The sequence below is a fragment of the Candidatus Pseudomonas phytovorans genome (genome assembly GCA_029202525.1).
Lineage (GTDB): Bacteria > Pseudomonadota > Gammaproteobacteria > Pseudomonadales > Pseudomonadaceae > Aquipseudomonas > Aquipseudomonas phytovorans.
The window spans coordinates 3275225-3288744 of record CP119325.1; the positions used below are offsets into that span (position 1 = coordinate 3275225).

A 13520-nucleotide genomic window follows, 5' to 3' on the forward strand; every position below is an offset into this window, starting at 1 on the left:
GCCGCCTTCATGCTTAACTCAGCGTCCTTTTCAAACCCAGCATAAGGATTTCGTCATGGCTCAAGTGACTCTCAAAGGCGGCCCGGTTCAGGTTAAAGGCGAGCTGCCGAAAACCGGCGCCCAGGCTCCGGCATTCTCCCTGGTCGGTGAAGGCCTGGCGGACAAGTCGCTGAAGGACTACGCCGGCAAGCGCAAGGTGCTGAACATCTTCCCGAGCGTCGACACCCCAACCTGCGCCACTTCCGTGCGCAAGTTCAACGCCCAGGCCAACGATGTCGCCAACACCGTGGTGCTGTGCATCTCCGCCGACCTGCCATTCGCCCAGGCGCGTTTCTGCGGTGCCGAAGGCCTGGAGAACGTGAAGAACCTGTCGACCCTGCGTGGCCGCGAGTTCCTCGAAGACTACGGCGTAGCCATCGCTGATGGCCCGCTGGCCGGCCTGGCTGCCCGTGCTGTTGTGGTGCTGGACGAGAACGACAAGGTGCTGCACAGCGAGCTGGTTGGCGAAATCGCTGACGAGCCGAACTACGAGGCGGCACTGGCTGTACTGAAGTAAGGATTGCGTGGGGCAGGGCGGGCGCCTGTAGCCTGTGCCGGCCTCTTCGCGGGCACGCCCGTTCCCACAGGTACGGCACAGCTTTCAAAGGTTGTGATTTCCCTGTGGGAGCGGGCGTGCCCGCGAAGAGGCCTGCTCAGGCAACCGAAACCTTTCAGCCCGCCAACGCTCCAAGCAACACCCTGTTACGGCCCGGAACGCTTTCCGGGCCGTTTTCATTTAAAGTTCAGGCTCTTGGCAACGTCAGCCAAAGGTAAACCTCTGGTAAAGGCCCTTTGCTAAAACGATGCCATTGCTTATCGTTCACCCTCCCCAAGCCGCCATTCCGAACAAGGTTCGTTCAACCCATGCAAGCGTCCAATCCCCGTTCCCCCCGTCGCTGGCTCGTCGGCCTGCTGATCCTGCTGCTGGTGGCTGCACTGGCCTGGTGGCTGTGGCCTGCAGCAACGCCTGCGCATAAAGAAGCCGGCAGCGGTGGCGGGCGCGGTGGCAAGGGCATGATGGGCGGCCGCCCCGGCTTCGGCGGCTCCACCGAAGCGGTGCCGGTACGCATCGAACCGGTGCGGGTAGGCGACTTCCCCTTGTATTACAAGGCATTGGGCACAGTCACCGCGACCAACACGGTTAATGTGCGCAGCCGCGTGGCTGGCGAGTTGGTGAAAATCCACTTCAAGGAAGGCCAGCAGGTCAAGGCCGGCGACCTGCTCGCTGAAATCGACCCACGCTCGTACCGCATTGCCCTTCAGCAGGCCGAAGGCACCTTGGCGCAAAACCAGGCGCAGCTGAAAAACGCCCAGGTCGATGTGGCACGCTATAAAGGCTTGTATGCCGAAGACAGCATTGCCAAACAGACTCTCGATACTGCCGAAGCGCAAGTGGCGCAATTCCAGGGCCTGGTGATGACCAACCAGGCGCAGGTCAACGACGCCCGCCTGAACCTCGATTTCACCCAGATTCGTGCGCCGATCAACGGCCGCGTGGGCCTGCGCCAGCTCGACCTGGGCAACCTGGTAGCGGCCAACGACACCACCGCGCTGGTGGTGATCACCCAGACCGAGCCGATCAGCGTCGCTTTCACCCTGCCGGAGACCGAGCTGAGCACCGTGCTGGAGCGCTACCGCAGCGGCGCCAGCCTGCCGGTCGAGGCCTGGGACCGAAGTGACAGCAAGTTGCAGTCCAGCGGCGTGCTGGGCAGCATTGACAACCAGATCGACACCACCACCGGCACCCTGAAGTTCAAGGGCCGCTTCGAGAACAAGGACCTGGCCCTGTTCCCCAACCAGTTCGTCAACGTGCGCCTGCTGGCCGATACCCTCAAGCAGGTGGTCATGGCCCCGGCCGCGTCTATCCAGTTCGGCAACGACGGCACGTTTGCCTATGTGGTCAACGCCGAGAACACCGTGAATGTGCGCAAGCTCAAGGTCGGCGCCAGCGATGGCGAGAACAGCGTCATCCTCGAAGGCCTGAAGGCCGGCGACCGCCTGGTGCTGGAAGGCACCGACCGCCTGCGCGAAGGCACCAAGGTGGAAGTGGTCGAAGACAGCTCGCAAGTGCCGACCACCCCTGGGCAGCACCTGCAAGGCCAGGACGCCAATGGTTCGGCGCACACCGGTGAAGCACAGCCTGGCAAAGCAGCAGGCAAGGCGGGCGCATGAACCTCTCGCGTCTGTTCATCCTGCGGCCGGTCGCCACCACGCTGAGCATGCTGGCCATCGTCCTGGCCGGCCTGATCGCCTACAAGCTGCTGCCAGTGTCGGCTTTGCCGCAGGTGGATTACCCGACCATTCGGGTCATGACCCTGTACCCCGGCGCCAGCCCGCAGGTGATGACCAGTGCGGTTACCGCACCGCTGGAGCGCCAGTTCGGCCAGATGCCTGGCCTGGAGCAAATGGCCTCGACCAGTTCCGGCGGCGCTTCGGTGCTGACCCTGCGCTTCAACCTCGACATGAACATGGACGTTGCCGAGCAACAGGTGCAGGCTGCGATTAACGCCGCCAGCAACCTGTTGCCCAGCGACCTGCCGGCACCGCCGGTGTACAACAAGGTCAACCCGGCGGATACCCCGGTGCTGACCCTGGCCATTTCGTCCAAGACCATGCCGCTACCCAAGCTCAACGACCTGGTCGACACCCGCGTGGCGCAAAAGCTCGCGCAGATCAGCGGTGTAGGCATGGTCAGCATTGCCGGCGGCCAGCGCCAGGCGGTGCGGATCAAGGTAAACGTCGATGCCCTGGCTGCCAACGGCCTGAACCTGGATGACGTGCGCACGCTGATCGGTGCGTCCAACGTCAACCAGCCGAAAGGCAACTTCGACGGCCCGACCCGGGTGTCGATGCTCGATGCCAACGACCAGCTGCGCTCCCCCGAGGAATACGCCAACCTGATCCTGGCCTACAACAACGGTGCACCGCTGCGCCTGAAAGATGTGGCCGAAATTGTCGATGGCGCAGAAAACGAGCGCCTGGCTGCCTGGGCCAACGAGAACCAGGCGGTGCTGCTGAACATCCAGCGCCAGCCAGGCGCCAACGTCATCGAAGTGGTCGACCGCATCAAGGAGCTGTTGCCTTCGATCACCGACAACCTGCCGGCCGGCCTCGATGTCTCGGTGCTGACCGACCGCACTCAGACCATCCGTGCTGCGGTCAAGGATGTGCAGCATGAACTGCTGATCGCCATCGTGCTGGTGGTGATGGTCACCTTCGTCTTCCTGCGCCGTTTCAGCGCCACCCTCATCCCGTCGATTGCTGTGCCCCTGTCACTGATCGGTACCTTCGGTGTGATGTACCTGGCCGGTTTTTCGGTGAACAACCTGACGCTGATGGCCCTGACCATTGCCACCGGCTTTGTGGTCGACGATGCCATCGTCATGCTGGAAAACATCTCCCGGCACATCGAAGAGGGCGAGACGCCCATGCAGGCGGCGCTCAAGGGCGCCCGCCAGATCGGGTTCACCCTGATTTCGCTGACCTTCTCGCTGATCGCGGTGCTGATCCCGCTGCTGTTCATGGCTGACGTGGTCGGCCGCCTGTTCCGCGAATTCGCCATTACCCTGGCAGTGGCCATCCTGATTTCCCTGGTGGTGTCGCTGACCCTGACGCCAATGATGTGCGCGCGCCTGCTCAAGCGTGAGCCCAAGGAAGAGGAACAAAGCCGCTTCTACCGCGCCAGCGGCGCCTGGATCGACTGGCTGATCAAACACTACGGCAACGCCCTGCAGTGGGTACTCAAACACCAGCCGCTGACCCTGTTGGTGGCCGTGGCCAGCCTGGTGCTGACCGTGTTCCTGTACATGGTGGTGCCCAAGGGCTTCTTCCCGGTGCAGGACACCGGGGTGATCCAGGGCATTTCCGAAGCACCGCAGTCCACCTCGTTCGCCGCCATGAGCGAGCGCCAGCAGGCCTTGAGCAAGGTGATTCTGCAGGACCCTGCCGTGCAGAGCCTGTCGTCCTACATCGGCGTCGACGGCGACAACGCCACGCTCAACAGTGGCCGCCTGCTGATCAACCTCAAGCCCCACGGCGAACGTGATGTCACCGCCGGCGAGGTGATCAGCCGCCTGCAGCCACAAGTCGACCGGTTGGTGGGCATCCGCCTGTTCATGCAGCCGGTGCAAGACCTGAGCATCGAAGACCGGGTCAGCCGTACCCAGTACCAGTTCAGCCTGTCGTCGCCGGACGCCGACCTGCTGGCGCAGTGGAGCGGCAAGCTGGTACAGGCACTCCATCAACGCCCGGAACTGGCTGATGTGGCCAGTGATCTGCAGGACAAAGGCCTGCAGGTGTACCTGGTGATCGACCGTGACATGGCCAGCCGCCTGGGCATCACCGTGTCGCAGATCACCAACGCACTGTACGACGCCTTCGGCCAGCGGCAGATCTCGACCATCTACACCCAGGCCAGCCAGTACCGGGTGGTGCTGCAGTCGCAGGACGCGGCAGTCATTGGCCCGCAGGCGCTGGAGTCGATTCACGTCAAAGCCACCGATGGGGGACAAGTGCGCCTCTCGGCGCTGGCGCGCATCGAGCAACGCCAGGCCCAACTGGCCATTTCCCACATCGGCCAGTTCCCCGCGGTGACCATGTCCTTCAACCTGGGCCACGGGGCGTCGCTGGGCGAAGCGGTACAGGTGATCGAGCAGGTGCAAAAGGACATCGGCATGCCGCTGGGCGTACAAACCCGCTTCCAGGGCGCGGCAGAAGCCTTCCAGGCGTCGCTGTCGAGCACCTTGCTGCTGATTCTGGCGGCGGTGGTGACCATGTACATCGTGCTGGGCGTGCTGTACGAAAGCTACATCCACCCGGTGACCATCCTCTCGACCCTGCCGTCGGCAGCGGTAGGTGCGTTGCTTGCCCTGCTCATCAGCGGCAATGACCTGGGCATGATCGCCATCATCGGCATCATTCTGCTGATCGGTATCGTCAAGAAGAACGCGATCATGATGATCGACTTCGCCCTTGAGGCCGAGCGCCATCAGGGCATGAGCCCGCGCGATGCCATCTTCCAGGCGGCGCTACTGCGCTTCCGGCCGATCCTGATGACCACCCTGGCCGCGTTGTTCGGTGCGGTGCCGCTGATGCTCGCCACCGGCTCTGGCGCCGAGCTGCGCCAGCCGCTGGGCCTGGTGATGGTCGGCGGGTTGCTGGTCAGCCAGGTGCTGACGCTGTTCACCACCCCGGTCATCTACCTGTATTTCGACCGGTTGGCCCGCCGCTTTCGCCCGGCCACTGACGTGAAGCAGGCCGAAGCATGAACCTGTCCGGCCCTTTCATCCGTCGTCCGGTGGCGACGATGTTGCTGTGCCTGGCCATTTTGCTGCTGGGCGGCGTGAGCTTCCGGCTACTGCCGGTGGCACCGCTGCCTGAGATGGACTTCCCGGTAATCGTGGTATCGGCCAACCTCTCCGGCGCCAGCCCCGAGGTCATGGCGTCCACGGTTGCCACGCCGCTGGAGCGCAAGCTGGGCAGCATTGCCGGTGTGACCACGCTGACCAGCAGCTCTAACCAGGGCTCCACGCGGGTGGTGATCGGCTTCGAGATGGGCCGTGACATCGACGGCGCGGCACGCGAGGTGCAGGCGGCGATCAACGCCACCCGCAACCTGCTGCCCAGCGGCATGCGCAGCATGCCCACCTACAAGAAGATCAACCCGTCGCAAGCACCGATCATGGTGCTGTCGCTGACCTCGGACGTGCTGCAGAAAGGCCAGCTGTACGACCTGGCCGACACCATCCTGTCGCAAAGCCTGGCCCAGGTATCGGGGGTAGGCGAGGTGCAGATCGGCGGCAGTTCACTGCCGGCAGTGCGCATCGCCGTCGAGCCACAACTGCTCAACCAGTACGGTGTGTCGCTGGACGACGTGCGCACTGCGGTGTCCAATGCCAACCAGCGCCGGCCCATGGGCTTCGTCGAGGATGCCGAGCGCAACTGGCAGGTGCGTGCCAACGACCAGCTGGAAAAGGCCAAGGACTACGCGCCAATCGTGATCCGCCAGCAGAATGGCACTATCCTGCGGCTGGCCGACGTGGCGACCATCACCGATGGCGTAGAGAACCGTTACAACAGTGGTTTCTTCAACGATCAGAGCGCCGTGTTGCTGGTGGTCAACCGCCAGACCGGCGCCAACATCATCGAGACGGTCGACCAGATCAAGGCGCAGTTGCCAGCGCTGCAATCGCTCCTGCCGGCAAGTGTGCAGTTGAACGTAGCCATGGATCGCTCGCCGGTCATCAAGGCCAGCCTCAAAGAAGCCGAACACACCCTGCTGATCGCCGTGGGGCTGGTCATCCTGGTGGTCTACCTGTTCCTGGGCAGTCTGCGGGCCTCGTTGATTCCAAGCCTGGCGGTGCCCGTTTCGTTGGTGGGCACCTTTGCGGTCATGTACCTGTGTGGTTTTTCGCTCAACAACCTGTCGCTCATGGCGTTGATCCTGGCCACGGGGTTGGTGGTGGACGATGCGATCGTGGTACTGGAGAACATCTCCCGGCACATTGAGGACGGCCAGCCGCCGATGAAGGCCGCCTTCCTCGGTGCCAAGGAAGTGGGCTTCACCTTGCTGTCGATGAACGTGTCGCTGGTGGCGGTGTTCGTCTCCATCCTGTTCATGGGCGGCATCGTGCGCAACCTGTTCCAGGAGTTTTCCATCACCCTGGCTTCGGCGATCATCGTCTCGCTGGTGGTTTCGCTCACGCTCACGCCCATGCTGTGTGCCCGTTGGCTGAAACCACACCAGGCCGAGCAGAACCGCCTGCAGCGCTGGAGCGACAACCTGCACCAGCGCATGGTCAGCGGCTATGACCGCAGCCTGGGCTGGGCCCTGCGCCATAAGCGCCTGACCCTGTTCAGCCTGCTGGCCACCATTGGTATCAACATCGCGTTGTACGTGGTGGTGCCCAAGACGCTGATGCCGCAGCAGGACACCGGCCAGTTGATGGGCTTTATCCGGGGCGACGACGGCCTGTCGTTTACCGTGATGCAGCCAAAAATGGAAATCTACCGCCGCGCCTTGCTGGCTGACCCGGCGGTGCAGAGTGTTGCCGGTTTCATCGGCGGCAACAGCGGCACCAACAATGCCATGGTGCTGGTGCGCCTGAAACCGATCAGCGAGCGCAAGCTGGATGCCCAGAAAGTGATCGAGCGCCTGCGTAAGGAAATGCCCAAGGTGCCCGGCGGGCGCCTGTTCCTGATGGCCGATCAGGACCTGCAACTGGGCGGCGGCGGCCGTGACCAGACGTCGTCGCAGTACCTGTATACCCTGCAGAGCGGCGACCTGGCGGCATTGCGCCAGTGGTTCCCCAAGGTGGTTGCGGCGCTGCGTGCACTGCCGGAACTGACGGCCATCGACGCCCACGACGGTGCGGGTACCCAGCAAGTAACGCTGGTGGTCGACCGCGACCAGGCCAAGCGCCTGGGCATCGACATGGACATGGTCACCACGGTGCTGAACAACGCCTACAGCCAGCGGCAGATCTCCACCATCTACGACAGCCTCAACCAGTACCAGGTGGTGCTGGAGATCAACCCGAAATACGCCTGGGACCCGAGCACCCTGGAGCAAGTACAGGTGATCACGGCCGACGGCGCGCGCGTGCCGCTGTCGACCATCGCCCGCTACGAAAACAGCCTGGCCAACGACCGGGTCAGCCACGAAGGCCAGTTCGCCTCGGAAGACATCGCCTTCGACGTCGCCGAAGGCTACAGCCCCGACCAGGCCATGGCGGCGCTGGAGCGTGCGGTCGCCAAGCTGGGCCTGCCCGAAGAAGTGATCGCCAAGCTCGGCGGTACGGCCGATGCCTTTGCCAAAACCCAGGAAGGCCAGCCGTTCATGATCCTCGGCGCGCTGGTGCTGGTGTATCTGGTGTTGGGCATTCTGTACGAAAGCTACATTCACCCGCTGACCATTCTCTCGACGCTGCCCTCGGCGGGGGTCGGTGCCTTGCTGGCCCTGTACGTGACGGGGGGCGAGTTCAGCCTGATCTCGCTGCTGGGTTTGTTCCTGCTGATCGGTGTGGTGAAGAAAAACGCCATCCTGATGATCGACCTGGCCTTGCAGCTGGAGCGCCACCAGGGCCTGTCGCCGGAAGAGTCGATCCGCCGGGCCTGCCTGTTGCGCTTGCGACCGATCCTGATGACTACCCTGGCCGCCATCCTTGGCGCCTTGCCGCTGTTGCTGAGCCACGCCGAAGGCGCGGAAATGCGCCAGCCGCTGGGCCTGACAATCATCGGTGGCCTGGTGTTCAGCCAGGTCCTCACCCTTTACACGACGCCGGTTGTCTATTTGTATCTGGACCGCCTGCGCCACCGTTTCAACCGTTGGCGCGGCGTGCGCACCGACGCCGCCCTGGAAACCCCGCTATGACTTTTGCCCAGACCCCACTTCACCGTGCGCTGCAAGCGTTGACCCGAGGGCGTGGCTCGCGCCTGCTCGGCGCCGGGTTGTGCGTGGCGTTGCTCAGTGCCTGTACCTTGAGCCCGGACTACCATCGCCCCGAACTCGATACCAGCGCAGCGCAGTTCAAGCACGCCGAAGGCTGGACCCAGGCCACGCCGTCCGACGCCATTGCCCGTGGCGCCTGGTGGGAAATCTACGGCGATGCCGGGCTCAATGCACTGGTCGAGGAACTGAACCGCAGTAACCAGACCGTCGCCCAGTCTGAAGCGCAGTATCGCCAGGCCCAGGCACTGGTGCGCAGCAGCCGGGCAGGGTTGTTCCCAAGCCTGGACCTGACGGTCGGCAAGAACCGCTCTGCCCAAGGTACTGGCAGCTCCAGCTCCAGCCTGTCCAACAACAGCAGCGGTATCCGCGACACCTACAACGCTCAGTTGGGTGTGAGCTGGGAGATCGACCTGTGGGGCAAGCTGCGGGAAACCATGAATGCCAACGAGGCCAGCGCCGAAGCGAGCCTCGCCGACCTCGCTTCGATCCGCTTGAGCCAGCAGTCGGAGCTGGTGCAAAACTACCTGCAATTGCGCGTGATCGACGAGCAGAAACGTTTGCTGGAAGCGACCGTGGCGGCCTATGAGCGCTCACTGCGGATGAACGAAAACCAGTACCGCGCCGGTGTCGCTGGCCCGGATGCGGTTGCCCAGGCGCGTACCCAGCTGAAGAGCACCCAGGCCGACCTGATCGACCTGATCTGGCAGCGTGCCCAGTTCGAGAACGCCATTGCCGTGTTGATGGGCAAGACCCCGGCCAACTTCAGCCTGGCCGACAGCAAGAGCATTCCGGCGCTGCCGCAGATTCCGGTTTCGCTGCCGTCGCAATTGCTGGAGCGGCGCCCGGACATTGCCTCAGCCGAGCGCAACGTGATGGCTGCCAACGCCAACATTGGTGTGTCCCGGGCCGCGTACTTCCCTGACCTCAGCCTGAGCATGAGCGGCGGTTACTCCAGCAGCACGTTCAACAACTGGATCGAGCTGCCCAACCGCTACTGGTCGGTAGGCCCGCAGCTGGCACTGACCCTGTTCGACGCCGGCAAGCGCAGCGCCGAGGTGGACCGCACGGTGGCGGTGTATGACCAGACCGTCGCGCAGTACCGCCAGACAGTGCTGGACGGTTTCAAGGAAGTGGAAAACCTGCTGGTGCAGTTGAAGGTGTATGGCGATGAAGCAGTGGTGCGCCAAGAGGCGCTGGACGCCGCCCGCGAGTCGCAGCGCCTGACCGAGAACCAGTACCGCGCCGGGTTGATCGGCTACCTGGATGTGGTCAACGTGCAGACCACGGCACTGAGCAACGAGCGCAGCGTGCTGAACCTGCTGCAAGGGCGGCTGGTGGCCAGTGTGCAGTTGGTAGCCGCGCTGGGCGGTGGCTGGGACGCCGAACAGGCGTTTGCCGAGCAGGAATGACGCATTCTGCCGACGTACTACGAAACTCTGTGGGAGCGGGCGTGCCCGCTAAGCAGGCTGCGCGGAGGATGGCACGGGCTTCGCCCGTGTTCGCGGGCATGCCCGCTCCCACAGTGATCGCGCAAGCTTTCAGACTTGGAGTGAGACAGTTCTTCCCATAGCGGCGTATTTCGGCGTATTGGATCCATTCCCATTCGCAAAAACCCCGTGCGTTTCGCTAAAGCTTGAGTACAATCGTCAGCTTTTGCCGGGCCCCCTGTCCCGTCGCTGGAATTCCCAATGCTGACCGGTAGCTACTCCTCTTCGCTGGTGTTGATTTCGCTCTGCGTGGCCATCCTGGCGTCCTATACCGCCCTTGATCTTACTGGCCGTATCGCCACAGCCAAGGGCCGGGCTGCTTACCTGTGGATGGGCGGCGGCGCGCTGGCCATGGGTATCGGCGTGTGGTCGATGCACTTCATCGGCATGCTCGCCTTCAGCTTGCCCATTGACCTGGGCTATGACTTGGCCCTTACCGCGCTCTCGCTGCTGATTGCCGTGCTTTCCTCGGGTTTTGCCTTGTGGCTGGTGAGCCAGCCGAGTTTGCCGGGGCTGCAGCTGGGGCTCGGCGCGCTGATCATGGGTGCCGGCATCGCCTGCATGCACTACACCGGCATGGCTGCTTTGCGCATGCTGCCGGGCATTGACTACGACCCAACGCTGTTCGGTGCCTCGCTGCTGATTGCCGTGGGCGCCTCGGCGGCGGCGTTGTGGATCGCCTTCCGCCTGCGCAAGCACACCCCCTACGTGCGGCAAATCCGCGGACTGGCGGCAGTGGTGATGGGCTTTGCCATCGTCGGCATGCACTACACCGGCATGGCCGCAGCGAACTTCCCCGAAGGCAGCTTCTGCGGTGCGCTGGGTGGCGGGTTGCAGGGCGATGGCCTGGTCTACCTGGTATTGATCACCACGCTGGCGGTATTGGCGGTGGCCTTGCTGACCTCGGTGCTGGATGCCCGCCTTGAAGCGCGCACAGCCGAACTGGCCCGTTCGCTGACCCTGGCCAACCAGGAACTGACCCAGCTCGCCCTGCACGACACCCTCACCGATCTGCCCAACCGCACCCTGTTGGCCGACCGCATCGAGCAGGCTATCGCCAAGGTGGCGGAGCAGGGCGGTTGCTTCGCCTTGATGTTCATCGACCTGGACGGTTTCAAACCGGTCAACGATGCCTTTGGTCACCACATCGGCGACCTGCTGCTCAAGGCCGTGGCGGGGCGCCTGCGCGGCCACCTGCACAGCCAGGACACGCTGGCGCGTATTGGCGGTGACGAGTTTGTGCTGCTGGTGGAGTTGCAGGAACCGGAGGATGCCATGGACGTGGCGGTCAAACAGGTGAATCTGGTGTCACGGCCATTCCGGGTGGCCGAGCACGACCTGCAACTGTCGGCGAGCCTGGGTATCGTCCTGTACCCGGGCAATGGCCAGGACCAGCACGAACTGCTGCGCAATGCCGATGCCGCCATGTACCACGCCAAGAGCGCCGGCAAAAACGGCTACAGCTTCTTCGATGTGTCGATGAACAGCAATGCCCGCCAGCAACTGCAACTGTTGCAGGACTTGCGCCAGGCACTGGAACAACGCCAGTTCCGTTTGCACTACCAACCCAAGTTCGACGCCCAGGCCTGCCTGCCGATTGGTGCCGAGGCTTTGTTGCGTTGGGAGCATCCGCAGCACGGTCTTTTGCTGCCTGACCGCTTTATCGGCCTGGCGGAAAAAACCGGCTTGATCATCCCGATCGGTGAGTGGGTGCTGGACGAAGCCTGCCGGCAAATGCGCCATTGGCTGGATCAGGGGCACGAAGGCTGGCGCATGGCGGTGAACCTGTCGGCCATCCAGTTCTGCCATGCAGGGCTGGTCGAGAGTGTGGCCCGGGCCCTGCGGGAGAACGGGCTGCCGGCCAACTGCCTGACCCTGGAAATTACCGAAACCACCGCCATGCATGATGCCGACGCCAGCCTGATGGTGCTGCAGCGCTTGTCCGACATGGGGGTGGACCTGTCCATCGATGACTTCGGTACCGGCTACTCCAGCCTGATGTACCTCAAGCGCCTGCCTGCCAACGAACTGAAGATCGACCGTGGCTTTGTGCGTGACCTGGAGCAGGACAGTGACGATGCCGCGATTGTCTCGGCAATCGTCGCATTGGGCCAGGCGCTGGGCCTGCGTATTGTTGCCGAAGGGGTGGAGACCGACAGGCAGCAGGACTTCCTGACCCGTCTGGGCTGTGATTCGCTGCAAGGTTATCTGCTGGGGCAGCCGGTACCGGCCGAACAGTTCATGGACAAGTTGCAGGCCTTGCGCCAGGAGAAGAGCGCCGTCAGCTAGACAGCGTTACGCAGGGAAAAGGTGGGTATGAACGCGTCCATTTCCGCTTCGACGGCTTCGATGATGCGCTCCACATCGGCTGCTGCCATGATTGCTGCACACGGGATACCGGCGATGGCCATCAGGGTTTCGCCGGTGGCGCGGTCGAACAGCCGCGCGACCATGCTGCGAGGCGCATCCATGTTGGCTTCGAAACCCAATGGATGGAAGTGCCAGCGCATCACCTGGCAGGCGTTGGGGAACGTCATCTTGTTCATGCCAGCCTCCTTGTCCGTGCCTGGACGTGGTGAACAGCCAGCCACACACCTGCGGCTGCCGGGAATGTAAACATAGCAGCTACCGCTGGTGTTTCTCGGCTGGAAGCAAGACAAATGTGCCAATCCATGATAACGGTCACATCCTGGTCATCATACCCATGCGGCAGCTGCCTTCAGGCAAACGTTTACCTCGCACGATCGCCCCCGTTAGCTGCTTCAATCCGGTAGATTTCACGTGTCGTCGGCGAGGCACTTATCGGACGAGCGGCGGGCTCATCCCAGCAGCCCGGCTGCGATGTTGATGGTGAATCCCAGGATCGCCGTATTGAACACAAAGCCCACCAGCGAGTGCGCCAGCACTACCCGCCGCAGTTGCCTGCCGGCGACGCCAATGTCAGAAGTTTGCACCGCCACGCTGATGGTGAACGAGAAGTAGTGGAAGTCCCAATAGTCCGGGTTGCGTTCGCCGTCGGCGAAGCGCAACGGTGGTTCATGATTCTGGCCGGTGTAGAACAGGCGGGCGTAATGCAGGCTGAAGATGCAGCCGATCAGCAGCCAGGAACCGGCCACGGTCAGGCCGGTGTAGAGGTAGTGCAGGGCCAGTGCCGTGCCCTGCAGGCCTTTGCTGGAAACCAGTTGCAGGGTGACCGCAGCAAGGCTGGCGATGGCGGCGATGCACACGGTAAGCAGGACGATGCCTGCGTTTTCGTCTTCGACGCGGGCGACCTTGCGGACTTTTTCCGGGCTGGCATTCCAGGTCAGGTACAGCACCAATAACAGGTACAGCCACACGCCAAGGTTCCAGCCGGCGAGGATATGCTGCACGGTGTCATCGGCGGGGATCAGCCAGGCGCCGACAAGGCCGACTGCGGCAGCGAAGCTCAGGCGAGGGTGGGTACGGGTCAGGCGGTGGAAAGCCATGAGGCCTCTGTTTCGATGGGTATGGCCTCTACTCTAGACCTTCATACGCTGGATGAGCGGCATGCGCGGTGCTTGTTC

Annotated in this window: 8 protein-coding genes; 6 read left to right on the forward strand and 2 right to left on the reverse strand. The window is 63.2% G+C overall.

Annotated elements, in window-relative coordinates:
- Positions 1–55 precede the first annotated feature (55 nt).
- The 6 genes from tpx to P0Y58_14690 all read left to right on the forward strand — a co-directional run bounded on the left by tpx (position 56) and on the right by P0Y58_14690 (position 12264).
- The gene (gene tpx / locus P0Y58_14665) at positions 56–556 is read left to right on the forward strand and encodes a thiol peroxidase (GenBank protein ID WEK28151.1); all 501 of its coding nucleotides are present in this window, start codon (positions 56–58) and stop codon (positions 554–556) included.
- A 347-nt stretch (positions 557–903) separates the two neighbouring features.
- Positions 904–2211: an MdtA/MuxA family multidrug efflux RND transporter periplasmic adaptor subunit gene (locus P0Y58_14670; protein WEK28152.1), complete on the forward strand. Its 1308-nt coding sequence runs from the start codon at positions 904–906 to the stop codon at positions 2209–2211.
- Positions 2208–5306, forward strand: coding sequence for an MdtB/MuxB family multidrug efflux RND transporter permease subunit (locus P0Y58_14675; protein WEK28153.1), 3099 nt, complete (start codon positions 2208–2210; stop codon positions 5304–5306). Before P0Y58_14670 ends, P0Y58_14675 begins: the two co-directional genes overlap by 4 nt.
- Positions 5303–8410 (forward strand): efflux RND transporter permease subunit, encoded by a 3108-nt coding sequence (locus P0Y58_14680; protein ID WEK28154.1) that lies wholly within the window; start codon positions 5303–5305, stop codon positions 8408–8410. The genes P0Y58_14675 and P0Y58_14680 overlap by 4 nt, the downstream gene beginning before the upstream one ends.
- Entirely contained in the window at positions 8407–9897 is a 1491-nt protein-coding gene (locus tag P0Y58_14685) for an efflux transporter outer membrane subunit (protein ID WEK28155.1), read from the forward strand. Before P0Y58_14680 ends, P0Y58_14685 begins: the two co-directional genes overlap by 4 nt.
- 279 nt (positions 9898–10176) lie before the next feature.
- Positions 10177–12264: an EAL domain-containing protein gene (locus P0Y58_14690; GenBank protein WEK28156.1), complete on the forward strand. Its 2088-nt coding sequence runs from the start codon at positions 10177–10179 to the stop codon at positions 12262–12264.
- Here the strand turns inward: P0Y58_14690 and P0Y58_14695 are convergent.
- Positions 12261–12521 carry a DUF1652 domain-containing protein gene (locus P0Y58_14695; protein WEK28157.1) on the reverse strand — a complete coding sequence of 87 codons (261 nt, stop codon included), beginning with the start codon at positions 12519–12521 and terminating at the stop codon, positions 12261–12263. The genes P0Y58_14690 and P0Y58_14695 overlap by 4 nt on opposite strands.
- Before the next feature lie 273 nt (positions 12522–12794).
- On the reverse strand, positions 12795–13442 hold the full coding sequence (locus P0Y58_14700; GenBank protein ID WEK28158.1) for a DUF1345 domain-containing protein: 648 nt from the start codon (positions 13440–13442) through the stop codon (positions 12795–12797).
- Positions 13443–13520: the final 78 nt, after the last annotated feature.